Consider the following 26,635-nt stretch of genomic DNA (forward strand, 5'->3'; position numbering starts at 1 on the left):
CGCTAGTCGCGCTCGGCGCCGAGGATCGCGCCGACCAGCGCGCCGGTGACCAGCCCGGCCTGCCAGGGTCGGGCGCCGTACGACGCCAGCTGGGCGCGGACGGCCTCGGCCAGCTCGGCCGGCTCCCGGGTCGCCGGGGGCGCCCACATCAGCCGGCGGAGGTAGTCGGGGGTGAGGAGGTTCTCCACCGGGAGGTGGTGCACCTCGGCGAGGTTGAGCATCGCCTCGCGGGCGGCCTTGAAGCGGCGGTCGGCGACCGGCTCGCGCTCGGCCCAGGTGCGCGGGTGCGGCGGGCCGTCGCCACGCGGGGCGCGGGTGGGGAGGTCGTCCTCGTCCATCTCGCGGACCTTGCGCAGCGCCTCGACCCAGGCGGAGGCGTAGCGGCTCGCACCCCGGCCGTGGAAGCCCTGCGTCGCCAGCAGCGCCCGGCGGTCGGTCGGCATCGCCGTCGCCGCGACCACGATGGCCGAGTCGGGCAGGATCCGCCCGGGGGTCACGTCGCGCTCGGCGGCGATGGCGTCGCGGGCCTCCCACAGCGCCCGCGCAGCGCCGAGGGCGCGCCGCCCGCGCAACCGGTGCACCCCGGACGTACGACGCCACGCGTCGACCCGCACGGCCGGCTCGAAGCCCAGCAGGTGGTCGAACTCCTGGCGCGCCCACTCCGCCTTGCCGGCCCGCTCGAGCTCGGTGGCCATGTGGTCGCGGAGCTCGAGGAGGACCTCGACGTCGAGCGCGGCGTACTCCAGCCACGGCGTGGGCAGGGGACGCGTCGACCAGTCGGCCGCGGAGTGCTCCTTGCGCATCCGCTGCCCCAGCACCGTCTCGACCAGGGTGGCGAGACCGACGCGGGGGTAGCCGAGGAGGCGGCCGGCGAGCTCGGTGTCGAAGAGGCTGGTCGGGGTGAGGCCGACCTCGCGCAGGCACGGCAGGTCCTGCGTCGCGGCGTGCAGGATCCACTCGGTGCCCTCGAGGGCCTCCTGGAGCGGGGCCAGGGTCGTCATCCCGATCGGGTCGACGAGCCAGGTGCCGGCGCCCTCGCGGCGCAGCTGGATGAGGTAGGCACGGTTGGAGTAGCGGTAGCCGGACGCCCGTTCGGCGTCGATGGCGACCGGCCCGGTCGCGGCAGCGAGCGCGGTGCAGGCCTCCAGCAGGCCCTCGTCGGTGTCGACCACGTCGGGGAGGCCGTCACGCAGCTCGAGCAGGGGCGCAGGCGGTGGGGGCGGGGCGTCGTCCTCGACGGGCGCCCCGTCCAGCCCGGTCCCAGGCCCGGTCTCGGTGTCGACGGAGTCGTCCGGCTCGCCCTCGAGTCGGGCTCCGGCGGGGGAGTGGTCCGCGTTGTCGGGCATCGGTTCAGGTGCCGCGCTGTCCGCGCCGGCTGGGGATGGCCGTCACGCCCTCGGGCACCGGCGGGAGCCCGACTGCGGTGCACATCAGCTCGCCCCACGCCTCGACGTGCGCGGTCATGTCGAGGCCGCCCTCCTCGTCGACGTCGGGGGTCCAGGAGGCGCGGATCTCGACCTGGGCGGTGCCGTCCTCGTCGGCCATCCCGCCGAAGCTCTCGGTGGTGACGCACGTGACCGTGCCGGACGCGGCGTGGTGACCGGCACCGTGGGCGTCGAGCGCCTCGACCAGCCACGACCAGCCGACGGCGGCCAGCATGGGGTCGGAGCCGAGCTCGGGGTCGATGTCGGCGCGGGCGTAGGCCACGCAGCGGAAGGTGCCGTCCCACGCGTCGTTGCCGGCGGGGTCGTGCAGCAGGATCAGGCGCCCGGTGCCGAGGTCCTCCTCGTCGACCGTGACGTCGCCGCTCAGCGCCGACGACCACGGCGCGATGCGCTGCGGCGCGGGCATCTCCTCGCAGAACACCTCCGGGCGCAGCGAGGCCCGACGCATCGACTCCACAGCCGCGCGGAACTCCGCGGGCCCAGCCGCGGCAGCGTTGCCCGGGTGGGTCTCGTGACGGGCCACCATGAGGTCAGAGTAGGCCAGCGCCGGGTTCCGCCGATGTGCCGCCACGCCGCCTGACCTGCGAAGATTCGCGGGTGACCGACGCTGTGCGCACGCCCCATCCCGGACTGGCCCGGAGCCCCTTCCTCGCGGCGGCGCGCGGGGAGGTCCCGTCCCACACCCCGGTCTGGTTCATGCGGCAGGCGGGTCGCTCGCTGCCGGAGTACCTCAAGGTGCGCGAGGGCATCGGGATGCTCGAGTCCTGCATGGACGCCGACCTGGTCACCGAGATCACGCTGCAGCCCGTACGCCGCTACGGCGTGGACGCGGCGATCTTCTTCTCCGACATCGTGCTGCCGCTGAAGGCGGTCGGCGTCGACCTCGACATCAAGCCGGGCGTCGGCCCCGTCGTGGCCTCACCGGTGCGCACCCTGGCCGACGTCGACGCCATCCCCGACCTCACGCCCGAGCACGTCCCGTACATCTCGCAGGCCGTGCGCCAGCTCGTGGCGGAGCTCGGTGCCACGCCGCTCATCGGCTTCGCCGGCGCGCCCTTCACCGTGGCGTCGTACCTCGTCGAGGGCGGGCCGTCGAAGGAGCACGCGAGGACCAAGGCGATGATGTTCGGCGCCCCCGACGTGTGGGACGCGCTGATGCGCAAGATCGCCGGCATCGCCGCGGCCTACCTCCGCATCCAGGTCGAGGCCGGGGCCTCGGCCGTGCAGCTCTTCGACTCGTGGGCGGGCGCCCTCACGCCGGCCGACTACCGTGCGTCCGTCATGCCGCACTCCGAGCGCGTGCTCGCCGAGGCGGGCGAGCTCGGCGTGCCGCGGATCCACTTCGGCGTCGGCACGAGCAACCTGCTCGGCCTGATGGGCGAGGCCGGCGCCGACGTGGTCGGTGTCGACTGGCGTACGCCGCTGGAGCACGCGATCCCGCTGGTCGGCGACCGGGCGGTGCAGGGCAACCTCGACCCGACCCTGGTCTTCGCACCCACCGAGGTGATGACCGCGCGGGCGGCCGAGATCATCGAAGCCGGGCGTCGCGCCAAGGGCCACATCTTCAACCTCGGCCACGGCGTCATCCCCTCGACGGACCCGGGTCAGCTCACGGCGCTGACCGAGTTCGTGCACGGCTTCTCGCCTCGCCGAGGCTGATCGGCGTCACCGGCGTCAGGTCCGCGACCGCCGGGGCCTCGGTGGCCGGGTCCGACGCGGTGGCCGGCAGCTCGATCGAGGACAGGTAGATCCGGGCCTGGCGCACCAGGGCCCGCTGCAGGTCGCGCAGCGGCTCGGGCACCCGCTCGGCCCGACGGCGCAGCATCAGCAGCGTCACCGTGGTCTGGTCGGTCTGGATGGGACGCGTGGTGAGCACGCCCGCCTCGACCAGCGGGTCGGCGACGATCGAGAAGTCGGGGAGCACCGAGATCCCGAGCCCGGCGGCCACCATGGCCTTGCCCATCTCGGCCCCGTCGGTGGCGTACGTCGTGCCCGGCAGGCTCCCGGCGAAGAGACGGTGCGCGTAGCGGTGCATCACGAAGCCGGGCCGCATGAGGACGTGCGGCTCGGCGCGGAGGTCGTCCACGGTGACCCGCTCCCTGGCGGCCAGCGGGTGGCCGACGGGGAGGCACGCGACCGGCGTGCCCTCGATGAGCCGGTCGGCGACGAGCGTGGGAGGCACCTCGTCGCCGGGGAGCACGTTGACCAGGCCCAGGTCGAGCGACCCCTCGGCCAGGCCCTGCTGGATGTCGACCTGCCGGCCGTTGACCACCTCGACACCGCCGGAGCCGTGGCGGGCGTGCAGGTCCCGCAGCGCAGGGGCGAGGAGGCTGGCGGACGCGGTGACGACGGTCCCGATGCGCAGGTCGCGTCGGCGTGCGGACTGCTGCCCCGCGGCCTGGCGCAGCCGGTCGACCGCCTCGAGGACCTCGGTCATGTTCTGCAGGAGGTCGAGTCCCTGCCGGCTGATCCGCGACCCGGTGCGCCGGCGGTCGAGCAGCGTCGTGCCCAGCTCCTTCTCCAGCTTGGTCACGGCCTCGCTCAGCGCCGGCTGGGAGATGTGCATCGCCTCGCTCGCGCGGCGCAGCGAGCCGTGCTCGGTCACCGCCGCGAGGTACTCCAGCTGTTCGATCCGCACGCTCTGCTCCTGCCGGGGGGTCTGGGTCGGGCTGTCTGGGTCGGGCTGTCTGGCTGGGCTGTCGGGTCGCGGGTGGACGGAAAGACCTGCTACCGGAAGCTCGTGTCCGCGACGTCCATTCCCTAAAGTCTACTAAGTAACTATACAAAACGGGAGGAACTCACCCATGACCACCCTGCGTGTCCGGCCCACCCAGCGCCGCACCGACCGCTCCGACCGCAGCGCGAGCGACGACCACACCGTCCGGTCCGACCGGTCCGGCCACCGCGCGGCCCGGACCGGCGGTTCCTCCGACGACCTCCTCGCCGAGTGGGGACCGGTCCTCGACGCCATCGCCGAGGGCGCCCTCCAGCGCGAGGTGGACGGGGAGCTGCCCGTGGAGGCGGTGCGCCTGCTCAAGGCCGAGGGCTTCGGTGCGCTCCGCGTGCCGGCCGCGTCCGGGGGCGGCGGACTGGACCTCGTCGGCCTCGCCCGGTTGTGGATCGAGCTCGCCGCCGTGGACGCCAACCTGCCGCAGGCCTTCCGGGGGCACTTCGCCCTGGTCGAGGACCGGCTGTGGCACCACGCCCGCACCAGTGACCAGCGGGTGTGGTTCGACCGGTTCGTCGCCGGCGAGATGGCCGGCAACGCCTGGTCGGAGGTCGGCTCCGACATCGACCTGCCGCGCACGGTCCTCCGCCCGCGGGCGGACGGGTCGTACCGGCTCGACGGGACGAAGTACTACACGACCGGCACGATCTTCGCGGAGTGGACCGACGTGCACGCGCGCCTCGTACGGCCCGGGCACCCCGACGAGGTGGAGGACCCCACGGCGATCGCGCTCGTCGACACCCGCGACCCCGGGGTACGCACCGTCGACGACTGGAACGGCTTCGGCCAGAGGGGCACGGGCAGCGGCACGACGACGTTCGACAACGTCGGCGTCCCGGCCGACCACGTGCTGCCGTTCGAGGACCGGTTCCCCTACCAGACCGCGTTCTACCAGCTGAACCTCCTCGCCACGCTCACCGGCATCGCGAAGGCAGCGCTCCGCGACGTGGTCGACGCCGTCCGGAAGCGCACCCGCAACTTCTCGCACGCCAACGCGCCGCGCGTGCGTGACGACGCCCAGGTGCTGGCGCTGGTCGGCGGGATCGCTGCGGCGGTCTACGCCGCGGAGGCCGCCACCCTGCGGGTGGCGGGCACCATCCAGGCCGTCGCGGACGCGCCCCTCGCGAGCGCGGAGGAGATCGCGGGCCTCGTCGAGGCGAGCGAGATCGAGTCCTCGACCGCCCAGGTCGCGGTCTCCGAGCTGGTCCTGCGGGCCACCTCCGACCTCTTCGACGCCCTGGGGGCCTCCGCGACCGTCCGGCCCCTCGCGCTCGACCGCCACTGGCGCAACGCCCGGACGGTCGCCTCGCACAACCCGCGCATCCTCAAGGCGCGGGTCGTCGGCGCCCACGTCGTCAACGGCACGCCGCCGCCGTACGCCTGGTCGATCGGCGGGACGCGCCGTCGCCAGAACTGGGAGGACGCGCGACCCCGACCCGGCGACGCCGCCGGCTGAGACCGACCGGTCACGCACCGGCTCCGGAGGGGGTGGAGGGCGGTGCCTTGCGCTGCCTGCAAGGCACCGCCTTCCACCCCCTCGACATCCCCGGGTGACGCCGGTCCGCGGAGGAGGGATCGGCGCTGCTACCTTTGTCTACAAGATCAATAGAGTTTGTGTGGAGGAGAGCGATGAAGTTCCACTGGTTCCTGCCCACCAACGGCGGCGACGGCCGGCAGGTCGTCAGCGGCGGCCACGGCGTCTCCCACGGCGCCGGAGGACGCCCTGCGAGCGTGCCGTACCTCGGGCAGATCGCCCGCAGCGCCGAGCAGCTCGGCTTCGAGGCCGCGCTGACCCCGACCGGCGCGTGGTGCGAGGACGCGTGGCTCACCACCGCGATGCTGGCCCCGCTGTCGGAGCGATTGAAGTTCCTCGTCGCCTTCCGGCCGGGGATGACCTCGCCGACGCTGGCCGCCCAGATGGCCGCCACCTTCCAGAACCTCTCCGGCGGCCGGCTGCTGCTCAACGTGGTGACCGGGGGCGAGTCCCACGAGCAGCGCGCCTACGGCGACTTCCTCGACAAGGACGCGCGCTACGAGCGCTGCGACGAGTTCCTCGAGATCGTCCGCCGGCTGTGGACCGGGGACGAGGTGACCTTCGCCGGCCGCCACCTGCGGGTGGAGCAGGCGCGCCTGCAGCAGCTCCCCGACCCGGTCCCGGGCATCTACTTCGGTGGCTCCTCGCCCGCCGCCGGCCTCGTCGCCGCCAGGCACGCCGACGTCTACCTCACCTGGGGCGAGCCGCCGGCCGCCGTGGCGAAGAAGATCGCGTGGATCCGCGAGCTCGCCGAGCAGCAGGGACGCGAGGTGCGCTTCGGCATCCGCATGCACACCATCAACCGCGACACGTCCGAGGAGGCGTGGGCGGAGGCCGACCGCCTGCTCGAGGGCATCGACGACGCCGAGATCCGCCGGGTGCAGGAGGGCCTGAAGAGGTCGGAGTCCGTCGGCCAGCAGAACATGCTCGCCCTCAACAACGGCTCGCGAGAGGGCCTGGAGATCCACCCCAACGTCTGGGCCGGCGTCGGCCTGGTCCGCGGCGGCGCCGGCACCGCTCTCGTCGGCAGCCACGAGGAGGTGGCCGACCGGATCGAGGAGTACGCCGCGCTCGGCATCGAGGAGTTCGTGCTCTCGGCCTACCCGCACCTCGAGGGCGCCTACCACTTCGGGGAGGGCGTGCTCCCGGTGCTGGAGAAGCGGGGCCTGTGGACCAACCCGGCCCCGGTCGCCGCGAGCGCGTCGGTGCCCTTCGGCGGCCAGCGGGCCGCGTCATGAAGAGCCGGTCCGCGCTCGTCGCCGTCGTGGTCGGCAACCCCAAGCCACGCTCGCGCACGTACGAGTCCGCGCTGGTCCTGGCCGACCGGCTGGGCGGCGCTGACCTCGTCGTCGACCTCGCCGACCACGCCCCGGAGCTCTTCGACTGGGGTGCGCCGCGCGTCACCGAGCTGGTCGAGGAGGTCGCCTCCAGCCTGGTGGTGGTCGTCGCCAGCCCGACCTACAAGGCGACCTACACCGGGCTGCTCAAGGCGTTCCTCGACCGCTTCCCCCACCAGGGGCTCGGCGGGGTGACCGCGATCCCGCTGATGCTCGGCGCGTCGCCGGTCCACGCGCTCGCCACCGAGCACGGGCTCCGCCCGCTCCTCGTCGAGCTGGGCGCGTCCGTGCCGACCCGGGGGCTCTACGTCCTCGACTCCGAGCACGACCGGCCCGAGACGTACGACGCGTGGTTCGCCACCGCGCAGCACCTCCTGCCGACCCTGCCCGCTCCCGCCCCCTCCCTGGAGGTGTCGTCCGCATGACCGCACACGCCCACTCCCAGTCCCAGCACGGGTCCGTCCCGGCCATCGACCAGCGCACCCTGCGCGACGCCTTCGGCGCCTTCCCCTCCGGGGTCGTCGCCGTCGCGGCGTCGGTGAAGGGGCAGCTCACCGGGATCGCCGCGTCGTCGTTCACCTCCGTGAGCATCGACCCGCCGCTCGTGTCGTTCTCCATCGCCACCTCGAGCTCCACCTGGCCGCTGCTGCGCGAGGCCGAGCACCTCGGCATCAGCGTGCTGGCCGACCACCACGACGCGGTCTGCCGGCAGCTGGCCGGGGCGCGGGAGGAGCGCTTCGCCGGCCTGCCGTTCAAGGTCACCGGCAACGGGGCGGTGCTCCTCGACGAGGCCGTCGCGACCTACGACTGCTCCCTGCACGAGGAGGTCGTCGCCGGCGACCACGTCATCGTGCTGCTCGAGGTGCACGAGGTCGGCGCGGGAGGCGGCGAGCACCCGCTCGTGTTCCACCGCTCCGCCTTCGCCAAGCTGCACCGCGACGACCTCGACCCCGCCCGCCTCGACGGCCGGATCAACGGCGCCGACGTCGACCGGGGTGGCGAGGCCGGCTCCGCGACCGCGTCCCACGACGACGCGGAGGACGCGGCATGAGGACCACACGCACCGGCGCGGCCGCCGACGTACCGCCGTCCCCGCGCCGCGTCGCCCTGGCATCGGCCGTCGGCGCCACCATCGAGTGGTACGACTTCTTCCTCTACGGCACGGCTGCCGCGGTGGTCTTCGACAAGCTGTACTTCAACGGCCTGGAGGGACCGGCCGCGCAGTTCGCGGCCTTCGCCACGTTCGCCGTCGGCTTCTTCGCCCGACCGATCGGCGGCCTCGTCTTCGGCCACTACGGCGACCGCATCGGGCGCAAGCAGATGCTCCTGCTGACCCTGGTCATCATGGGCGTCGGCACCGCGCTCATCGGCATGCTGCCGACCTACGACCAGATCGGGGTCTGGGCGCCGATCGCGCTCGTGCTGTTGCGGGTGCTGCAGGGCATCGGCGTGGGCGGCGAGTACGGCGGCGCCGTGCTGCTCGCCGTGGAGTACGCGCCCGCCGGGCGTCGCGGCTTCTACGGCAGCTTCGCCCACATCGGCGTGCCCGGCGGGCTCGTCCTGGCCGCCGGCGCCTTCTCCGTGGCCGGCATGCTTCCCGAGGAGGACTTCCTCGCCTGGGGTTGGCGCGCCTGCTTCCTGGTCAGCATCGCGCTGCTCGGCATCGGCGCCTACATCCGCCTGTCCGTCATGGAGACCCCGGAGTTCGCGAAGGTGCAGGAGCGCAAGGAGATCTCGCAGCTCCCGTTGCGCGACCTGCTGCGCGAGCAGTCCCGGCCGCTGCTGCTCGGCATGGGCACCCGCTACGTCGAGGGCTTCACCTTCAACCTGTTCTCGGTCTACCTGCTCGCCTACGTCGCGACCAACCTCGAGCTGCCGCGCAGCTGGGCCCTGGACGCGATCCTGGTCGGGGCGGCGCTCGGGGTCGTGCTGGTGCCGATCGCCGGCGCCCTCAGCGACCGGGTGGGACGCAAGCCGGTCTACCGCGTGGGGGCCTGGATCGGGCTCCTGTTCGCCTTCCCGGCGGCCTTCCTCGTGCAGACCGAGAACCGCTGGGCCATCTCGCTGGTCTTCGTCGTGGGCCTCGGCGTCATCTACGGGACGGTCTACGGCCCGCTCGCGGCCTTCTGGTCCGAGCTGTTCGACACCCGTTACCGCTACACGGCGCTCAGCACGCTCTACCAGGTCTCCGGCATCCTCGCGTCCGGGCTGACGCCGCTCATCGCGGCGTGGCTGGTCACCCGCGGTGACGGGACCCTGTGGTGGGTCGCGACCTACAACGTGGCGGTGGCCGCGATCTCGCTGACGTGCGCAAGGTTCCTGCCCGAGACCCGCGGCCGCCGGCTCGACAGCGCCGATCCGACGCTGGAGCCCGTTGCCGAGCGCGTCCCGGCCTGAGGGTGCACACTGTCTGACGCGTAGACACGCGGACAGAACTCTCGGCCGAGCTCCCGTCCCACGCCTGGCGCCGCAGGCGTGGGACGGGTCATGTCCGCGTGTCTACGCGGCCGGCATCCGCGATGGAACCGTGCGCGTCAGGCCTTCTTGCTCGCCGCGCGCTTCGCCGTGCGCTTGGTGGTGGTGACCTTCGGCGGCGCCGCCTGGGGCGCCTCCTTGTCGGGCACGCTCTTGTCGGGCGCCTTCTTGTCGGGCAGCCGCCGGCCGGCCGGCTTGTGACCCTTGAGCCGCACCCGCAGCGCGTTGCCGTTGCCGGTCGTCTCCAGGTAGGGCTGGGCGGTGATGAGGGTGCTCAGCCGCGCGCCCGGGCCGGCGAAGTTGCGCGCGTCGAAGGACGGGTGGGTGCGGACCAGCTGGTTGCCCAGGGCGGGGAGGAGCGCCCAGCCCTCGTCGTCGGAGACCGCGTTGACCGCGCGGGTGAGCGCGCTCTGCAGGTTGATGGAGGGAGCGTCCGTCCCGCTGGCGTCGTCGGTGTCGTCGTCGGTGTCCTCGCCGTCGCCGGGCCGGTCGGCGACCACCGCGAGGTCGATGAACTTGTCGCAGGCGTTGCGCAGCGACTCCGGCGCCTTGTTCTCCCCGAGCACGTAGACCTTCTTGCCCGACTCGCGCAGCCGGTGGGCGAGGCTGGTGAAGTCGCTGTCGCTGGTGACCAGCGCGAACGCCTCGACGTTGCCGTCGTACAGCAGGTCCATCGCGTCGATCACGAGCGCGAGGTCGGTGGAGTTCTTGCCGGAGGTGTAGGCGTTCTGGTGCATCGCGCGCAGGCCGAGGCGGTTGAGCTTGCGCGCCCACTGGGTGAGGTGCGGGTTGGTCCAGTCGCCGTAGACGCGCCGGATGGTCGGGTCGCCGTACTTCGCGACCTCGCCCAGCACCTCGTCGGCGTAGGCCGGGCGCGTGTTGTCCGCGTCGATCATCACCGCGATCCGGTCGGCGGCTCCGTGGGACTCCATGCGTGCAGCCTAGGGCGCGTCCCGAGGGTCGCCACCTCCTCTGGCAGGGTGGTGGCGTGAGGCGGGACGCGGTGGTCGTGGGTGGCGGGATCGCCGGTCTGGTCGCGGCTCGCGGCATCGCCGCCACCGGCCGCGGCGTCCTGCTGCTCGAGGGCTCGCCCCAGGTCGGCGGCAAGCTCCGCAGCGCCGAGGTCGCCGGCCTGACCGTCGACGTCGGCGCCGAGGCGATGCTCGCCCGCCGCCCCGAGGGGCTGGCGCTCGCCGCGGAGCTCGGCGCCGAGGTGGTCCACCCGACGCCCGCGACGTCGGGGGTGTGGTCGCGCGGGTCCCTGCGCACGATGCCGCGCTCGCTCATGGGCGTTCCCTTCGACCTCGACCAGCTCGCCGCGAGCGGCGTGCTCAGCCCCGAGGGCCTGGCCCGCGCGAGCGCCGAGGCCGCCACCCCCGTCGACGACGACGTCTCGGTCGGCGACCTGGTCGCGGCGCGGCTCGGGGACGAGCTCGTCGACCGCCTCGTCGAGCCGCTGCTCGGAGGCGTGTACGCCGGCCACGCCCGCCGCATCTCGGCCGCCGCGGCCGTGCCCCAGCTGCTGGCCATGGCCCGCCGCGGCAGCCTGCTCGAGCAGGCCTCCGGTGTGCCGGCCTCGGTCGCCCCGGTCTTCGCCGCCCTGCCCGGCGGGATGGGCCGCCTGCCCGCCCTGGTCGCCGACGGCGGTGGCTTCGAGGTGCGCACCTCCGCGACCGCCCGCGCGCTGCGGCGTACGCCGTCGGGCTGGGCGCTGACCGTCGGCCCGACCACGAGCGCCGAGACGATCGAGGCGGACGTCGTCGTGCTCGCCACCCCCGCGGCGGCCACCGCCCGCCTCCTCGGCGGCGTGCTCCCGGGCGCCGCGGCGGAGCTCTCCGCCGTCGAGGCCGCCAGCGTCGCCGTCGTCACGCTGGCCTTCCGGGCCCAGGACGTCCCCGACGCCCTGTTCGACCGGTCCGGGTTCCTCGTGCCGCCCGTCGAGCGACGCACCATCAAGGCCTCGACCTTCTCCTTCGCCAAGTGGGCATGGGTGCGCGACCTGGACCCCGACGTCGTCGTGCTCCGCACCTCCCTCGGACGTCATCGCGAGGAGGCCACCCTCCAGGCCGCTGACGAGGGGCTGGTCCGGGTGTCGCTCGCCGACCTCGCCGCGATGGCGGGCATCACCACCCGGCCCGTCGACACGCACGTCCAGCGGTGGGGCGGCGCCCTGCCGCAGTACGCCGTCGGCCACCTCGACCGGGTCGCGCGGATCCGCGCCGCCGTCGGCGGACAGCCGGGGCTCGAGGTCTGCGGGGCGGCGTACGACGGCGTCGGCATCCCCGCGGTGATCGGCTCGGCCCGGCAGGCCGTGGCCTCGGTCGCACGGGCAGAATGACGGCATGAGCGAGTCGACCCCGTCCTCTGCCGAGACGCAGACCAACGCAGCCCGCACGCGGGAGCTCAACGACACCATCCGCTACACGATGTGGTCGGTGTTCCGGCTCCGCGACGTCCTGGGCGAGGAGGCCGACCGCGCTGCCGAGGCGACCGACGTCGAGGCGCTCCTCGAGGTGCTGGCCGAGCAGGACGTGGTCGTGCGCGGCATCTACGACGTGAGCGGCCTGCGCGCCGATGCGGACGTCATGGTGTGGTGGCACGCCGCCGATTCCCAGCAGCTGCAGGGCGCCTACAACGCCTTCCGGCGCACGGCCTTCGGTCGCCGCCTCGACCCGGTGTGGTCGCAGATGGCGCTGCACCGCCCGGCGGAGTTCAACAAGTCGCACATCCCGGCGTTCCTCGCCGACGAGGAGCCCCGCGCCCACGTCTGCGTCTACCCGTTCGTGCGGTCCTACGAGTGGTACCTCCTCGACGACGGTGAGCGCCGCCGGATGCTCGCCCAGCACGGCCAGCAGGCCCGCGGCTACGCCGACGTGCGCGCCAACACCGTCGCCTCGTTCGCCCTCGGCGACTACGAGTGGATGCTGGCCTTCGAGGCCGACGAGCTGCACCGGATCGTCGACCTGATGCGGGACCTGCGCGCGTCAGACGCCCGTCGCCACGTGCGCGAGGAGGTGCCGTTCTACACCGGCGCCCGGGTCACGCCGAAGGAGCTGCTCGACCGCCTGCCCTGACGGGACGCGCCGGGGGTGGACGTCGCTGCGGTGGCGGCCTCTGCAATGTAGAGTAAATCACTCAACATTGTTCTCAGGAGGATCCATGACCGCCACCTTCCCCACCTCCCACCCCACGCCCCACCCCGCCTCACCTGCCCCCGCCGTCCGCTTGCCGCGTCGCGTGTCGAGCAGCACGGCCGACCGACGGCAGGCCGCCCGCACCGCACTGGCCGAGCACCTCGCGACCCACGACCCGCTCGCGCACGTCGACCTGACGGTCCCCGAGCGCACGTGGGCCCGCGTCGGGACCGGCGCCGGTGCCGACATCTGGCTGATCACCTGGCCCGCCGGGTCGAGCACCGGCTGGCACGACCACGGCTCGGCGAGCGGCTCCTTCGTCGTCCTCACCGGGTCGCTCACCGAGTACGTCTGGACCGGTGTCGCCACGGCCGGGACCCTCGGGGCGTCGTCGGTGCGCGAGTTCGACGGCAGCCACATCCACGACGTCGTCAACCACGGCACCGAGACCGCCGTCTCGCTGCACGCCTACGCCCCGGGTCTCGCTGCCATGACGCGCTACGAGCTGGTCCGCGGACGGCTGCAGGTGACCAGCGTCGAGCAGCGCGGCGAGTCCTGGTGAGCACCGTGTCGAGCGCGCCGGCAGCACCCGCCCTCCGGTACGACGGCATCGACTCCCTGCTCGCCGACGCCCGCGGCCGGCTGGACCGGGTCGACGTCGAGACCGCCTACCAGGAGGCGCTCGGCGGTGCGGTGCTCGTCGACATCCGCCCGACGGCACAGCGGGCAGCAGAGGGAGAGGTGCACCCCGCGGTGGGTCCGCTGGTGGTCGAGCGCAACGTCCTCGAGTGGCGGTTCGACCCCCGGTCGGACGCGCGCCTGGAGGAGGCGTCGTACGACACCCGCATCCTGGTGCTCTGCCAGGAGGGCTACACCTCCAGCCTGGCCGCCGACGCGCTGCGCAGCCTCGGCCTCGACGCCACCGACGTGGTGGGCGGCTTCAAGGCGTGGCGCGAGGCGCACCTGCCCGTGGCGTGCCGCGGCGACGGCTGACCCCGGAACGGCCCCAGCAGCAGTAGCGTCGGAGCATCATGAGGATCCTCGCCGCTGCTGCCGTGCTGACCGTCCTGGGCGCCACCGCCTGCTCCACCGAGGCCGAGATGAGGGCCGTCGACCCTGCCTCCGGATCGGGCACCGCCGTCGATGCGTCGTCGGGAGAGGCGCCGCGGCCCGTGCCCGACGGTGAGGTGCGCACGAGCGGCCTGGTGATGGTGATCGACGACGGCGACGGCCCGGAGATGTGCCTGGGCGCCGTGGCGGAGTCCTACCCGCCCCAGTGCGGCGGCCCCGCGCTCGCCGACTTCGACTGGGGCGACGTCGGCTCCGAGGAGGCCTCCGGCGTGCGGTGGGGTTCCTACGCGCTGACCGGCACCTTCGACGGATCCACCTTCACCGTCACCGACGCGATCCCCGCCGCCCTCTACGACACCATGGCCGAGCCCGAGCAGGAGCCGCTCGCCGCCGCCTGCGACGACCCGACCACGACCGACACCGCGAAGGCGACCCCCGAGGACCTGGACGCGACGCTGGCCGCGGCCTCCGCCCTGCCGACGTACGCCTCCGCGTGGCTCACGGGCAACACGATCAACGTCGCTGTCACCGAGGACGCCGAGGGCGCCGAGGCCGAGCTGCGCACGACGTGGGGCGGGATGCTCTGCGTGACCACCGTCGAGCGCACCGACGCCGACCTCAACGAGGTCAACCAGGAGCTGCAGGCCGCGCTCGGTGACCAGCTGCTGACCAGCGGCTCGACGTCGCCCGACTCGCTCGACGCGCAGGTCGTGTTCGACGACGGGTCGATCCAGGAGTGGGCCGACGCGACGTACGGCGACGGGCTGGTGCGGATCAGCTCGGCGCTGGTCCCCGTGGGGTGACTACTTCTTCTCGTTGAGCGTGATGCTGATCGAGTTGATGCAGTAGCGGTCGCCGGTCGGCGTGCCGAAGCCGTCGGGGAAGACGTGGCCGAGGTGCGAGCCACAGGTCGCGCACCGGACCTCCACGCGCTTCATGCCGTGCGAGGTGTCCTCGATGTACTCGACGGTGTCGGTCATCGGCTGGTAGAAGCTCGGCCAGCCGCAGCCGGAGTGGAACTTGGTGTCGCTGGTGAACAGCTCCGACCCGCAGGCCTTGCACGAGTAGGTGCCCTCGGTCTCGGTGTCGGTGTACTCGCCGGTGAACGCGCGCTCCGTGCCGGCCTGACGGAGGACGGCGTACTCCTCGGGGTTGAGCTGCTCGCGCCACTGCTCGTCGGTCTTCTGCACGTCGTAGGCCATGCCTCCAGTTTACGGAGGCGCTCCAGCCCGCCCGGCGGCTAGGGTCGGGGCATGGCGAAGGCGTCGGAGGCGTACGTCCGGGCGGGGGAGCGCGAGGTCAGGATCTCCTCGCCGGAGCGGGTGATCTACGAGGCAACCGACACGACCGCCGCGGTCACCAAGCTGATGGTCGCGGAGTACTTCGCGAGCGTCGAGGACGGCTTGATGCGCGCGTTGCGCGACCGGCCGACGGCGCTCGAGCGGTGGACGTCCGGCGTCCGTCCCGGGATGAAGCTCGCGACCGGCCCGCAGGACCGCAACGCGGACGCGTTCTACCAGAAGCGGGTGCCCAAGGGGGCGCCCGACTACCTCGAGACCGCGACCATCACCTTCCCGTCCGGTCGGACGGCCGACGAGATCTGCCCGACCGAGATCGCGGTGCCGGTCTGGTGCGCCCACATGGGCACGCTGACCTTCCATCCCTGGCCGGTGCGCCGCCACGACGTTGACCACCCCGACGAGCTGCGGATCGACCTCGACCCGCAACCGGGTACGACGTTCGCGGACGCGGTGCGGGTCGCCGAGGTCGCCCGCGAGCTGCTGGAGGAGATGGGCCTCGTGCCCTTCGTGAAGACGTCGGGCAACCGTGGCATCCACGTCTACGTCCGGATCCGGCCCGAGTGGGACTTCGCGGCCGTCCGGCACGCCGCGATCGCAATCGGTCGCGAGCTCGAGAAGCGCGACGACGGGGTGACCACCGCCTGGTGGAAGGAGGAGCGCGGGGAGCGGATCTTCGTCGACTTCAACCAGAACACCCGCGACCGGACGATCGCGTCGGCGTACTCCCTGCGTCCGATCGCCGGAGCCCCGGTCTCGACGCCGGTGTCGTGGGACGAGCTCGCCGGCCTCACCTCGCCCGCGGACTTCAACCTGTTCACCGTGCCCGAGCGACTGGCGTCCGACGGCGACCCGTGGGCCACGATCGACGACGTGCAAGGCAGCCTCGAGGTCCCGCTCGCCCTGTGGGAGAAGCACCCGGTCGAGCTCAACTTCCCGCCCGACCACCCCAAGATGCCCGGCGAGCCCCCTCGCGTGCAGCCGTCGAAGAAGGTCGAGTCGCACTGGGACGCCGACGGCAACCGGGTCGCTGACTGACGCAGGACCTCACGGGAGAGCGACCTCGACGAACTCGACCACTCCGAGCTCGGGATCCTCGACGAGCCGGCGGAAGTCGGTGGTGTTGCGGGACACACCCACCAGCAGCTTGCCGGTTCCGAGCGGGATCTGCGGGTGCGCGAGCGGCGCGTACTTGAGCAGGCCGGCGTCGAGGTCGTTGGGAGCCGGGACCCCTTTGTGAGGCGTCCACGGTCCGAAAGGAGACGGCGCCAGCCACGAGTAGATGAACTCGCCGAGGTCGCCGTCCCGCTTGGAGACCGCCAGGTACCGCCCGTCGTCGAGGCCGTCCACGGACAGGGTCTGCGACACGCCACCCTCGGCTCCCATCACGGCGGTGGCCCGAGCCGGGTCCGGCTGCCACGCTGATCCGTCCCAGAAGCGCCACGTGGACCGCTTCGTCGGGGTCGTGAGCGGGACCCTCGCGGCGTACAGCTCTCGTCCGAAGACGTACTCCTCACCGGTCAGACGCGTGCCGTAGACGTACATCCAGCGGTCGTCGGTGAAGCTGGCAGCGCCCCAGTTGACCTGGTGCAGGTCCGGATCGTCCTCGGTGACCGTGCTGACGCGGATCAACCGCGGCACCCCGTCTGCTGGAACGTCGAAGAGAGCCGCCGAGGTGCCGAGGAACGTGAAGTCGAGCGGGTCGCCCGAGCCGCCGCGAAGGGTGCGGGAGCAGAGCACCACCAGCCGCTCGCGGGTCCCGTCAGCCCAGGACACCGCCGACATGGGCCAGTGCACGACGGTCTTCGAGACATCCGGGATGACCGGTCCCTTCTCCGGGGTGAGCAGCTGCGAGGCGCAGTGCCCCCTGAGACGAGCATGGAGTTCGCCACCAGTCCCGGTGTCATGCCCGACCGGACCGTGTCCCCGAAGACCCACACGACCCTTCCGTCGCTCAGCAACGTGCTGGCACCGATGTCTGCGGCCTCCCACGCGGGGAGGTCCTGCGCCGCGAGGAGCTCGTTCGCCGCCTTCGCGGACTCGACGGCGACGGGACTCGACGGCGCCGACGGACACGAGGGCTCGAGCTGCGCCGACCTCGCCGAGGGCGTTGCCGGAGAGGTCGAGGAGGTGGGTGAGTGCGAGGACGAGCTCTTCTCGCCCGTCGCCCCGTCCGTGCAGCCGGCACACAGCAGCAGCGCGACTGCCAGCAGGCGCACTCGGCCAAGCACCACGTCGAGCATCGTCGCACGAGGGCAGCACCTCCACCAGGGACGCGATGGACGCCCGCGGACGGTGGCTCAGGCACCTGCCGGAGGAGCGACCGGGTCTCGTGACAGGCGCCGGGGCGCCTTCCTCGACCAACGGCGCGCTGGCTACTTCTCCCAGGGGGCGGGGAGGGGGAAGTACTGCTCGAGGAAGTCATGGAGAAGGCCGTCGGCGCGGTCCTCGTCGAGGGCGGCGAGGAGGTTGTCGGCGATGCAGAAGAAGTCGCGGTCGCGTCGGAGCATCTGCCGCAGCTGCGCGGGCAGCTGCTGGTGGCCGAGGTCGACGTAGCCGTGGTGGGCGCCGGCGCGGAAGGCCTGGCCGGTGATCAGGCCGTAGGCCTGCGCGAACGACGACAGCATCGACAGGTCGGTCTCGGAGCGGAACGGCGCGTGCGTGGTGCGCTCGACCTCGGCCGGGAAGCGGGCAGCGATCTCCTCCAGCGTCGTACGCCGCTGAGGGTGCGGGCTGTGCATCATCGTGTGCGTCGGCATCACCCCGAACGCGTCGGCGAGGACGCGGCGGTTGTTCTGGGCCGCGGTCAGGTAGGGCCGGTCGTCGGTGCCGGGGAGACCGACGGCGCGATGGTCGGCGACGAAGGCGGCGTACTGCCCACCGGGGCTGAAGAAGTGCTCCGGACGTCGCGGCCGGCCCAGGAAGACGTCGTCGTTGACGTAGACGAAGTGCTCGGCGAGGTCGGGAACGGCGTGCAGGCGGGTCTCGATGGCGTGCGAGCTGAAGGTCGGCAGAGCCGCCTCCGGCAGGATCTCCCGGTGGTCGACGACCCGCACGCGGTCGTTCGTGGTGTCGAGCCACGACGGCACCTGGCCGGCGGTGACGAGGTGGATCCGTCGCACCCACGGCGCGAAGAGGTGGATGCTGCGCATCGAGTAGCGCAGCTCGTCGCGGCTGCGGTAGCGCGAGGCGCCGCCGGCGCGCGCACTCGGGGTGCCGCCGAGCTCCCGGATCCGCTCGTCGCGGGCGGCGAGCCAGGCCTGGTCGTCGCCGTCGACCCAGGTGTAGACGACGTCGACGTCGAAGCTGCAGTCGTCGACGGTCGGCAGCGCCATCACCTCGAGGGTCGGCACCTCGACGTCCTCGACCGTGGTGGGGGTGCGGGGCGTGCCGGCGGGCACCCGGTCGCCGTAGCGGTTGGGGCCGGGCGCGAGCAGGTCGCCGTCGGGCGACTCCTCCCAGAACTGCACGCCGACCTCGACGCCCTCGCCGAGCACGCCGTCGTGCCCACCGCGCATCGGCCACGGCTCGAGGAAGAGCGTCGCCGTGCGGGTCCGGGCGAGCTCATCGGTCATCGCCGCGACGGTGCCGCGGCGCTCGGGCCAGCCGCGCTCCGCCGGGTCGCGCACGGACAGCCAGTCAGGCACCGACCCGGTGGCCAGCGCCGACAGGAAGGCCCCGCGGCGCGACGACGGGACGACGACCACCGGGTGCGGGTCGAGCCCGCGCGCCGGCACCACGAACCACCCCTCCCCGGTCGAGGCGGCCGCGGACGTCAGCGCCCGCAGGGACGTCGTACGCGCCTGGGCGGGGGTGACGCCCGCCGCTCCGGTGGTCTCGGGCAGGTCGCCGAGCGGCCCGGGGCGGAGACCGTGCAGCACCCGACGCGGGGCGAGCGGGTCGGCGCGGCGGGCGACGGCGGTGCGGAAGGTCTCGACCCACTGCCGGGCCAGCACCTCGCCGTCCCAGCGGTGCGAGCGCTCCAGCGCGGCGACGCCGAGACGGCTGCGCAGGTCGTCGTCGGTGGCGATCCGGAGCATCGCGGCGGCGAGGGCCGCCTTCGACGCCGGCGGCACGAGGAGCCCGTCGACGTCGTGGGTGATCATCTCGCGCGGGCCCGACGGGCAGTCGTACGACACCGGGGGCACGCCGGCCGACATCGCCTCCTGCAGGACGAGCGGGTAGCCCTCGGCGCGGGAGGCGAGGACCGCGACGCTCGCGCGCGCCCACTCGGCGGCGAGGTCGTCGGTCGAGCCGGGGAGGTGGACGCGGTCCTCGAGCCCGAGCTTGCGCACCTGCGCAGCCAGGTTGTCGGCGCGGGGCCCGTCGCCCCAGATCGTCAGCGTCCAGCCCGGCAGCTGCTCGTGGATGCGCCAGAAGGCGTCGACGACGTGCTCGAACTGCTTCTCCGGAGCGAGCCGGCCGGCCGTGACGAACGTCTGCTGGTCGAGCGGGGAGCGTGGCTGCGGGTGCGAGGGCAGCGGGTTGGGGATCACCTGGAGCTCGGGAGCGGCGCCGCCGAGGCGTCCGGCCAGCCAGCGCGACATCGACTCGGTCAGCGAGACGACGACGTCGGCCCGCGGGGCGAACTGCAGCAGCGCGCCGAGGTCGTTGACCCGGCTCGAGGAGGCCCGGTGCTCCTGGTGCACCAGCGCGACGTCGACGGGCGCGAGCTGCGCGACCGCGGCCAGCAGCTCCGGCGTCGTGGTGACGAGGACGTCGGCGTCGATGCTGCCGAGCGCCTCGCGCATGGTGGCGTCGGTGAGGGCGTTGTAGTGGGCGTCCCAGCTGCGCGGCACGATCGTGGACTCACGCTCGGCGAGCTCGGCCGGGTGGTCGCCGGAGACCGGGACGGGACGCTCGGCGCGCACGTCGACGAGGTAGGTGACCTCGAGGCCGTCGGCCAGCGGGTAGTGGGTCGCGTCGCCGCTGCGCGTGACGCTGAGGATCCGGACGCGGTGGCCCTCGCCGAGGCCGAGGAGGGCGTTGGCCTGCTCGATCCCGGAGCGCGCGGTGCCGCCCATCCCGTCGGCGTTGAAGAGGACGTAGACGACGTCGAGGGGCCCGTCGCGGCGCGCCCGGCGCATCGCGGAGCGCACCTTCCCGCCGAGCCTGTCGGTCAGTGCCACGTGGTCCTCAGTCCTGTCCGGGAGCGGGTCGCCACGATCCTAGGGGGAGCAACACCGGCCGATAGGGTGACCCGCATGCCGACGTCCTCCACCCCGCTCGTCCTGGTGTCCGGCTCCGGCCGCAGCGGCACGAGCTCCCTCGCCGGCACCCTGAAGCGGCTCGGCCTCCACGTGCCGCAGCCCGAGGTCGAGGCGTCGGAGACCAACCCGCGCGGCTTCTACGAGCCGCAGTGGGTCATCGACTTCCACAAGCGCCACCTCAAGGAGCTCGCGCTCTTCAACATCGACAGCCGCCCGGCCGCCGTCGACATCGTCGCGCGCCACGTCGAGACCGGCGTCCCGACCGGCGAGCTCCACGAGTGGCTCTCCGGCCAGCTGGCCGAGCACGACCACGACGGCGACCAGATCGTCGTCAAGGACCCGCACGCGTTCTGGTTCGCCCAGGTGTGGGAGGTCGTCAGCGCCGAGCTGGGCGCCGACCTGCGCTGGCTGACCGCGCTGCGCCACCCCGCCGAGGTCGTCGGCTCCCGCGACATCGCCTACCTGTCCAGCCAGTCCGAGGAGCTCCGGCTCACCAAGGAGACGTCCAACGTCGCCGGCTGGGTGCATGCCGCCCTCCTCACCGAGCAGGCCGGACGTGGGTCGAAGCGCGCGTTCGTGAGGTACGTCGACCTGCTGGCCGACTGGCGCACGGCGCTCGCGCCGGTGCAGCAGCAGCTCGAGCTCGACGTCAACGCCGATCTCTCGGCCTCTCCGGAGCACCGGGACCACCACCCGGTCGACGACTTCATCGAGCCCTCGATGCGCAAGTCGCAGCTCACCTGGGACGACGTGCGCACGCCCGACTGGCTGCGTGAGATGGCGGAGGAGGTCTGGCAGCTGCTCGGCGTGCTCACCACGACGCCGCACGACGTCGACACGCTCGCGCGGCTCGACGACGTCCACGAGGACTACCGCACGCGCTACGCCGACGCCGTCGCGCTGACCTTCGACCACACCAAGGCCGAGTCCACGCTCGCCGGGCGCCAGGCGCGCGACGCCCAGCGGGCGACCGTGCAGCAGCTGCGCCGCGACCTCGAGAAGGCCCGGCGTGCGCCCCAGCCCGCCGTCGGCGGCCGGGAGGCGGCAGCGATCCTCCGCCGCGCCGTCGTACGCCGCGTCACGCGCCGCTGAGCGCGAGGCTCAGACGCCGGTGACGCCCTCGCCGGAGCCGGACGCCTGCTCGTCGAAGTTCTCGTGCTCGATCAGGTGGAGGACCGGGACGCCGAGCTTGCGGCGGGCGCGCGAGGTCCAGTCGACGTGGAAGAACTCCGCCACCACGTGGGAGCGGGTCAGGATGATGGCCTCGCGGGCGTCGACCGAGGTGACGAGCGCGGCCAGCGCGTCGACCGGCGGCTCGGACGTGACCTTGCCGTGAGCCGTGCCGCCGGCGTCGCGCAGCGCGATGAGGGTCTGCTGGAGGTCGGAGGAGGAGTGCTCCTCGCACTCGCGGCGCAGCGCCTCGATGTCGACGTCGTTCATCGCCAACGCCGGTGCGGCCATCAGGTCGCCGGCGCCGAGCGTGCCGAGCGAGGCCTCGATGCGGGCCGCGGCGTCCTCCAGCGGGAGCAGGACGTGGTAGACGACAGGGTCCTCGATCTCGCTGTGAAGCGAGCGCACCTGCTTCGCGTCGGCGGGCGTGAGGGCCTGCTCGACGAGGAGCACCACGTCGTAGGTGCCCTGCCCGTCGTGGATCGAGTCGTCGGGGATGTCGGTGTGGTCGGTCATGACTCGCCTCCGGGTTCGGTACTGAGAATTCTAGTGAGGTCGTAGCCCGCCGGCTCGTCGAGCTGGGCGTAGCCGCAGCTCTCCGGCTCGCGGTCGGGGCGCCACCTCTTGAAGTGGGCGGTGTGCCGGAACCGGCGGCCCTCCATGTGGTCGTACTTCACCTCCAGCACCCGCTCGGGGCGCAGGGCGGTGAACCCGAGGTCCTTGCCGGCGCTCCACCGGCTCTGGGTGCCGGGGACGCGGTCGGGGTTGGCGGTGAGGAACTCGTTCCACCGTCCCCACGGGTGGTCGGCGATGTCGCAGACCAGCGGCTGCAGCTCGTGCCAGAGCTCGGCGCGGCGCGTGGCGGTGAAGCTGGCCGAGACGCCGATGTGCTGCAGCTCGCCGTCGTCGTCGTACAGCCCGAGCAGCAGCGAGCCGATCAGCGGCTCCTCGGGCGTGGACGTCTTGTGCTCGCGGTAGCCGGCGAGGACGACGTCGGCCGTGCGCTCGTGCTTGATCTTGAGCATGGTGCGCTTGTTGGGCTCGTACGGCGACCCGAGCGGCTTGGCGACGACGCCGTCGAGCCCGGCGCCCTCGAACTCCTCGAACCACCGCTCCGCCTCGGCGGGGTCCTCGGTGGTGCGGGTGAGGAAGCACGGGCCGCTCCCGTCGAGGTGGCCGAGCGCCTCGACGAGCGCGGCGCGGCGCTCGGCGAGCGGGCGGTCGATGAAGGACTCGTCGCCGAGCGCCAGGAGGTCGAAGGCGACGAAGCCGGCGGGCGTCTCGACCGCGAGCTTGTCGACCCGGCTCGCGGCGGGGTGGATCCGCTCCTGGAGGGCCTCGAACTCGAGCCGCCACCCGTCCGGGCCCTGCAGGCCGACGAAGATCTCGCCGTCGAGCACGACGCGCTCGGGCAGCTGGCGGCGTACGGCGTCGACGACCTCGGGGAAGTAGCGCGTCAGCGGCTTGGTGTTGCGGCTGGCGAGCTCGACCTCGTCGCCGTCCTTGAAGACCAGGCAGCGGAAGCCGTCCCACTTGGGCTCGAAGCTCAGGCCGCCGTGCTTCGCCGGGTCGGGCACGCCGCTCACGCTCTTGGCGAGCATCGGCTGCACCGGCGGCATCACGGGAAGGTCCACACCGCGAGCCTAGTGGGACGACGTGCCGGAACCGGGTCGCCTCACCTCGTCCGGTCCGCGGCGCGGGTCCTCGGGTCGCTCAGTCCTCCCCGCGCAGCGAGAACGAGCGCAGCCGGTCGCCGGCGAACCACGTCCCGACGACCGTCACGACGAGGCTGGCGATGATGGCGTAGCCGAGGTTGGCGGGGTCGGGCAGGGCGGTGGAGATCTCGTGGCCGATGCGCAGGCCCCACTGGCCGATGCTCAGCCACGCGATGCCGCTGAAGAGGTTGCCGAGCAGGCTCTCCCAGATCAGCACGAACATCAGCGAGGCGATGACCGCGTGCCGGGTGATCGCGGAGATCGCGAGGAAGAGCGCGGAGTACGCCGTCCCCGCGACGACGGCGCCGACGAACAACGCGGTCGCCCGGGTGCTGTCGCCGGCGATCAGAGCGGCGACGAGGATCGGCAGCGCCCCGGCGATCAGCGTGGCGCCGAGCGCCACCAGCCACTTGCTGATCGCGATGCCGTAGCGGTTCACCGGCTTGGAGAGCAGGTAGACGATCGAGCCGTCGTCGACCTCGGGACCGAGGACCGAGGAGGCCGCGAGGATCGCGACGAGCGGGAGCACGAGCGGGTAGCCGAGGCTGGGCAGCACCTCGTAGGCCGCGTCGCCGTCGACCAGCACCGTGACCAGCGCGACCAGGCCGATGAGGAGCACCGGGAAGGCGAGGAGCAGGAAGAAGCGGCGTCGGCCCAGCAGTGCCTGCAGGGCGAGCTTGGCAATGGTCGTGTTGATCATCGGGCCACCAGGTAGGCGAAGACGCTCTCCAGCGACTCGTCGCTGGGGGAGAGCTCGAACAGGGTCACGTCGTGCTGCCGGGCCAGCCGGGGGAGGTCCACCGCGAAGCTGCCGAGGTCATCGACCTGGACGTCGAGCTGGTCGCCGCGCAGGCTGACCGCGCGCACCGACTCCTGCGCCATCAGCACGGAGGCGAGGCTGCGGTTGTCGCTCGACTGGACGGCGTACCGCACCGGCCGGTCGGTCATCAGGCGGCGGATCGCGCCGAAGTCGCCGGAGGCGGCGTGCCGGCCGGAGACCACGACCTCGATGTGGCGGGCGAGCCGCTCGACCTCCTCGAGGATGTGGGAGCTGAAGAGCACCGTGCGTCCCTCGTCGCCGAGTCGTCTCAGCAGGTCCATCAGGTGCATCCGCTGGCGTGGGTCGACGCCGTTGAACGGCTCGTCGAGCAGCAGGACGGTCGGGTCGTGGACCAGCGCCGCCGCGATCTTGATGCGCTGCCGCATGCCCTTGGAGTAGGTGTCGAGGCGCCGGCCCGCAGGCTCGACCATGTCGACCACCTCGAGGATCCGCTCGGTGGCGGCGGCCGCGTCGCGCAGCCGGTGCAGGTCGGCGTTGGCGCGGACGAACTGGCGACCGGTGAGGTAGCCGAAGCTCAGCTCGCGCTCGGGCACGAGGCCGATCTGGCGGTAGGTCTCGGTGTTGCGCCAGACCGGCTGGCCGTCGAGCGTCACGTGGCCGGCGGACGGGGCGAGGAAGCCCGACATCATCGCCATCAGCGTGGTCTTGCCCGCGCCGTTGGGGCCGAGCAGGCCGGTGACACCGGGGCCGATGGACAGCGAGACGTCGTTGACCGCGACCACGTTGCCGAACCAGCGCGACGCGGAGTCGAGGACGAGGGTGCTCATCGCGAACCCACCTTCCGGAAGCGGGCGACCAGGCCGAGCAGGCAGGCGGCGGCCAGCAGCACCGCCACGATGACGTACGCCGGCACCCACGCGCCGTCGACCGGCACCGGGGTGTCGACACCGGCGTCCCAGGCGTTGGCGAGGCCGGTGTAGAGCGACCACGGTGAGAGCAGGCCGACGCCGACCGAGACCGACTCGCTGTCGCCCTCGTAGTAGGCGATGTTCTGCATCACGGTCACGATGCCGGTCAGGACGATGAGCGCCATGACCGAGCCGACGACGGCGAAGCCGCGCCGGAGGGACAGCGACGAGATCAACCCGCTGACGCCGGCGACCATCATGGCGAGGAGGACCTGCAGCGCGACCGCCTTGAGCACGGAGGTCGTCTGGTCGCTCTTGTCGAGCCCCGACAGCATCGCGCCCGCGAAGAGCACCACGGTCGGGATGGCGGTGAAGAGGAAGATCGAGAGCGTCAGGGACAGCCACCGGACGAGCGCGAAGACCGGTGCCGCCAGCGGGCGGGCGAGGTAGAGCACGATCGAGCGGTGGCGCAGGTCGCGGGAGAACAGCACCGGCGCCTGCGAGGCCGCGAAGAGGCTCACGAGCAGCTGGGTCTGGTTGGTGTAGTCGGCGTACGACACCGGGAGCTCGCCGAGGCCGGTGAGCACCACGACGCCGACGACGATCGTGGCCGGCAGCAGCGACATGGCGAGCAGGACGAACGGCATCACCTTGGACTTGCCCGACCGGCCCAAGCCGTAGGCGTGGCGCAGGCCGGTGACGAACAGGGTGCGGGCGATCGCCGGGGTGCCCTCACGCACGCCGTCGAAGTGGCGGTAGCCGAGGTCGTGGATGACGCCGGGGCGAGCGGCGTCCGGGGAGAGCTCAGACACGGGTGCCTCCTTCGAGGAAGACGTCCTCGAGGTGGTGCCGGTCGGGTTGGAGGCGCATCAGGCCCAGGCCGAGGTCGGCGGCGACGTCGCGGATCAGGTCGTGGACGGCCGCGCCCTCGGCGAGCTCGGGCGGCGGCGGGTCGATCGCGACCATCGAGCCGCGCGGGCGGCACGTGAGCCCGCGCTGGGCGAGCGCCTCGCCGAGCCGGTCGCGCTCGGTCTCGGTCCCGACCACCTCGACGAGGAGGTTGCCGGTCCGCTTCAGGAAGTCGCCGGTCGCACTGCTGCGCAGCAGGTGGCCGCCGTCGAGGACGATGACGTGGTCGCTGACCTGCTCGAGCTCGCCGAGCAGGTGGGAGGTGACGAGCACGGCGATCCCGAAGTCGCTGCCGATGCGCTGCACGAGCCGCAGCATGTCGGTGCGGGCGGCCGGGTCGAGGCCGTTGGTCGGCTCGTCGAGGAAGACCAGCCGCGGGTCGTGGGCGAGCGCCTGGGCGAGCTTGGCGCGCTGCTTCATGCCGGTGGAGTAGCCGCCCATCGGCCGGTAGCGCTCCTCGTCGAGACCGACGTGGCGCAGCACGTCGGCGGAGCGCTCGCGGGCCGCCGACGCGCCCAGGCCCGACATGCGCGCCATGTGGACGACGAAGTCGCTGGCGCTGACGTCGGGTGGCAGGCAGTCGTGCTCGGGCATGTAGCCGACGAGCCGCCGGATCTCCTGGCTCTCCTGCTCGATGTCGTGGCCGAGCACGCGTGCGTGCCCGCCCGTGGGCTCGAGCAGCCCGAGCAGGATCTTGATGAGCGTCGACTTGCCGGCGCCGTTGGCGCCGACCAGCCCCGTCACGCCCTCGCCGACGTCGACCGTGAGGTCGGTCAGCGCGTGGACCGACCCGTAGTGCTTGGTGAGGCCGGCGGTCGAGATGACCGGCGGGTGCCCCATGAGTTCCCCCGTCACGACCGCCACGCTAGCGGTGGTGGCCGCCGCCCGGCATCAGGGATCGCCCGGATCCGTGTGGAGGA

The 26,635-nt window shown here is 72.9% G+C and carries 26 protein-coding genes; 13 read left to right on the forward strand and 13 right to left on the reverse strand.

Annotated elements, in window-relative coordinates:
• Positions 1-2: 2 nt before the first annotated feature.
• Both ACFQW6_RS19385 and ACFQW6_RS19390 read right to left on the reverse strand, forming a co-directional pair.
• Positions 3-1,346 (reverse strand): ribonuclease D, encoded by a 1,344-nt coding sequence (locus tag ACFQW6_RS19385; protein ID WP_378549335.1) that lies wholly within the window; start codon positions 1,344-1,346, stop codon positions 3-5.
• A gap of 4 nt (positions 1,347-1,350) precedes the next feature.
• Entirely contained in the window at positions 1,351-1,971 is a 621-nt protein-coding gene (locus tag ACFQW6_RS19390; RefSeq protein ID WP_378549338.1) for a DUF3000 domain-containing protein, read from the reverse strand.
• 71 nt (positions 1,972-2,042) lie between these two features.
• Between ACFQW6_RS19390 and hemE the strand changes: the two genes are divergently transcribed.
• Entirely contained in the window at positions 2,043-3,104 is a 1,062-nt protein-coding gene (gene hemE / locus ACFQW6_RS19395; protein WP_378549341.1) for a uroporphyrinogen decarboxylase, read from the forward strand.
• Here hemE and ACFQW6_RS19400 read toward each other — a convergent pair.
• A complete protein-coding gene (locus tag ACFQW6_RS19400) occupies positions 3,055-4,083 on the reverse strand; it encodes a LysR family transcriptional regulator (protein ID WP_378549344.1) in 1,029 nt (342 codons plus the stop codon). The two genes, hemE and ACFQW6_RS19400, sit on opposite strands and share 50 nt — an antisense overlap.
• 166 nt (positions 4,084-4,249) lie before the next feature.
• On the opposite strand from ACFQW6_RS19400, the gene ACFQW6_RS19405 reads away from it, so the two are divergent.
• From ACFQW6_RS19405 to ACFQW6_RS19425, 5 genes are all read left to right on the forward strand, one after another.
• Entirely contained in the window at positions 4,250-5,629 is a 1,380-nt protein-coding gene (locus ACFQW6_RS19405; protein ID WP_378549347.1) for an acyl-CoA dehydrogenase family protein, read from the forward strand.
• A gap of 173 nt (positions 5,630-5,802) precedes the next feature.
• Positions 5,803-6,945 (forward strand): LLM class flavin-dependent oxidoreductase, encoded by a 1,143-nt coding sequence (locus ACFQW6_RS19410; RefSeq protein WP_378549350.1) that lies wholly within the window; start codon positions 5,803-5,805, stop codon positions 6,943-6,945.
• Positions 6,942-7,469 (forward strand): NADPH-dependent FMN reductase, encoded by a 528-nt coding sequence (locus ACFQW6_RS19415; protein WP_378549353.1) that lies wholly within the window; start codon positions 6,942-6,944, stop codon positions 7,467-7,469. The genes ACFQW6_RS19410 and ACFQW6_RS19415 overlap by 4 nt, the downstream gene beginning before the upstream one ends.
• Positions 7,466-8,095 (forward strand): flavin reductase family protein, encoded by a 630-nt coding sequence (locus ACFQW6_RS19420; RefSeq protein WP_378549356.1) that lies wholly within the window; start codon positions 7,466-7,468, stop codon positions 8,093-8,095. The genes ACFQW6_RS19415 and ACFQW6_RS19420 overlap by 4 nt, the downstream gene beginning before the upstream one ends.
• Positions 8,092-9,441 (forward strand): MFS transporter, encoded by a 1,350-nt coding sequence (locus tag ACFQW6_RS19425; RefSeq protein ID WP_378549359.1) that lies wholly within the window; start codon positions 8,092-8,094, stop codon positions 9,439-9,441. Before ACFQW6_RS19420 ends, ACFQW6_RS19425 begins: the two co-directional genes overlap by 4 nt.
• A 137-nt stretch (positions 9,442-9,578) precedes the next feature.
• Here the strand turns inward: ACFQW6_RS19425 and ACFQW6_RS19430 are convergent, their stop codons facing one another.
• Positions 9,579-10,451 carry an NYN domain-containing protein gene (locus tag ACFQW6_RS19430; protein WP_378549362.1) on the reverse strand — a complete coding sequence of 291 codons (873 nt, stop codon included), beginning with the start codon at positions 10,449-10,451 and terminating at the stop codon, positions 9,579-9,581.
• A gap of 56 nt (positions 10,452-10,507) precedes the next feature.
• Between ACFQW6_RS19430 and ACFQW6_RS19435 the strand changes: the two genes are divergently transcribed.
• The 5 genes from ACFQW6_RS19435 (at position 10,508) to ACFQW6_RS19455 (ending at position 14,527) form a co-directional block, all read left to right on the forward strand.
• Entirely contained in the window at positions 10,508-11,857 is a 1,350-nt protein-coding gene (locus ACFQW6_RS19435) for a protoporphyrinogen/coproporphyrinogen oxidase (protein WP_378549365.1), read from the forward strand.
• 4 nt (positions 11,858-11,861) lie between these two features.
• Complete coding sequence (hemQ, locus tag ACFQW6_RS19440) at positions 11,862-12,593, forward strand: hydrogen peroxide-dependent heme synthase (RefSeq protein WP_378549368.1); 732 nt, start codon at positions 11,862-11,864, stop codon at positions 12,591-12,593.
• A gap of 85 nt (positions 12,594-12,678) precedes the next feature.
• The gene (locus ACFQW6_RS19445; protein ID WP_378549371.1) at positions 12,679-13,215 is read left to right on the forward strand and encodes a cysteine dioxygenase; all 537 of its coding nucleotides are present in this window, start codon (positions 12,679-12,681) and stop codon (positions 13,213-13,215) included.
• Positions 13,212-13,646, forward strand: coding sequence for a rhodanese-like domain-containing protein (locus tag ACFQW6_RS19450; RefSeq protein ID WP_378549374.1), 435 nt, complete (start codon positions 13,212-13,214; stop codon positions 13,644-13,646). Before ACFQW6_RS19445 ends, ACFQW6_RS19450 begins: the two co-directional genes overlap by 4 nt.
• A gap of 38 nt (positions 13,647-13,684) precedes the next feature.
• Positions 13,685-14,527, forward strand: coding sequence for a hypothetical protein (locus ACFQW6_RS19455; RefSeq protein ID WP_378549377.1), 843 nt, complete (start codon positions 13,685-13,687; stop codon positions 14,525-14,527).
• Here the strand turns inward: ACFQW6_RS19455 and msrB are convergent, their stop codons facing one another.
• Positions 14,528-14,926, reverse strand: coding sequence for a peptide-methionine (R)-S-oxide reductase MsrB (gene msrB, locus ACFQW6_RS19460; protein WP_378549380.1), 399 nt, complete (start codon positions 14,924-14,926; stop codon positions 14,528-14,530).
• 51 nt (positions 14,927-14,977) lie between these two features.
• Between msrB and ACFQW6_RS19465 the strand changes: the two genes are divergently transcribed.
• Positions 14,978-16,060: a DNA polymerase domain-containing protein gene (locus ACFQW6_RS19465; RefSeq protein WP_378549383.1), complete on the forward strand. Its 1,083-nt coding sequence runs from the start codon at positions 14,978-14,980 to the stop codon at positions 16,058-16,060.
• 9 nt (positions 16,061-16,069) lie between these two features.
• Here ACFQW6_RS19465 and ACFQW6_RS19470 read toward each other — a convergent pair whose 3' ends face one another.
• A complete protein-coding gene (locus ACFQW6_RS19470; protein WP_378549386.1) occupies positions 16,070-16,819 on the reverse strand; it encodes a DUF4185 domain-containing protein in 750 nt (249 codons plus the stop codon).
• A 578-nt stretch (positions 16,820-17,397) separates the two neighbouring features.
• Complete coding sequence (locus tag ACFQW6_RS19475; RefSeq protein ID WP_378549389.1) at positions 17,398-20,151, reverse strand: stealth conserved region 3 domain-containing protein; 2,754 nt, start codon at positions 20,149-20,151, stop codon at positions 17,398-17,400.
• 75 nt (positions 20,152-20,226) lie between these two features.
• Between ACFQW6_RS19475 and ACFQW6_RS19480 the strand changes: the two genes are divergently transcribed.
• On the forward strand, positions 20,227-21,324 hold the full coding sequence (locus ACFQW6_RS19480) for a sulfotransferase family protein (RefSeq protein WP_378549393.1): 1,098 nt from the start codon (positions 20,227-20,229) through the stop codon (positions 21,322-21,324).
• 9 nt (positions 21,325-21,333) lie between these two features.
• On the opposite strand, the gene ACFQW6_RS19485 is transcribed toward ACFQW6_RS19480, so the two are convergent.
• The 6 genes from ACFQW6_RS19485 to ACFQW6_RS19510 all read right to left on the reverse strand — a co-directional run bounded on the left by ACFQW6_RS19485 (position 21,334) and on the right by ACFQW6_RS19510 (position 26,570).
• The gene (locus tag ACFQW6_RS19485) at positions 21,334-21,918 is read right to left on the reverse strand and encodes a hypothetical protein (RefSeq protein ID WP_378549396.1); all 585 of its coding nucleotides are present in this window, start codon (positions 21,916-21,918) and stop codon (positions 21,334-21,336) included.
• The gene (locus ACFQW6_RS19490; protein WP_378549398.1) at positions 21,915-23,036 is read right to left on the reverse strand and encodes an ATP-dependent DNA ligase; all 1,122 of its coding nucleotides are present in this window, start codon (positions 23,034-23,036) and stop codon (positions 21,915-21,917) included. Before ACFQW6_RS19490 ends, ACFQW6_RS19485 begins: the two co-directional genes overlap by 4 nt.
• 79 nt (positions 23,037-23,115) lie before the next feature.
• Positions 23,116-23,817, reverse strand: coding sequence for an ABC transporter permease (locus tag ACFQW6_RS19495; RefSeq protein WP_378549401.1), 702 nt, complete (start codon positions 23,815-23,817; stop codon positions 23,116-23,118).
• Positions 23,814-24,725 carry an ABC transporter ATP-binding protein gene (locus ACFQW6_RS19500; RefSeq protein WP_378549404.1) on the reverse strand — a complete coding sequence of 304 codons (912 nt, stop codon included), beginning with the start codon at positions 24,723-24,725 and terminating at the stop codon, positions 23,814-23,816. The genes ACFQW6_RS19495 and ACFQW6_RS19500 overlap by 4 nt, the downstream gene beginning before the upstream one ends.
• On the reverse strand, positions 24,722-25,618 hold the full coding sequence (locus ACFQW6_RS19505) for an ABC transporter permease (protein ID WP_378549407.1): 897 nt from the start codon (positions 25,616-25,618) through the stop codon (positions 24,722-24,724). Before ACFQW6_RS19505 ends, ACFQW6_RS19500 begins: the two co-directional genes overlap by 4 nt.
• Entirely contained in the window at positions 25,611-26,570 is a 960-nt protein-coding gene (locus tag ACFQW6_RS19510) for an ABC transporter ATP-binding protein (RefSeq protein ID WP_378549410.1), read from the reverse strand. The genes ACFQW6_RS19505 and ACFQW6_RS19510 overlap by 8 nt, the downstream gene beginning before the upstream one ends.
• Positions 26,571-26,635 lie beyond the last annotated feature (65 nt).

The sequence above is a fragment of the Nocardioides sp. GCM10028917 genome (assembly GCF_042666175.1).
Taxonomy (GTDB): domain Bacteria; phylum Actinomycetota; class Actinomycetes; order Propionibacteriales; family Nocardioidaceae; genus Nocardioides.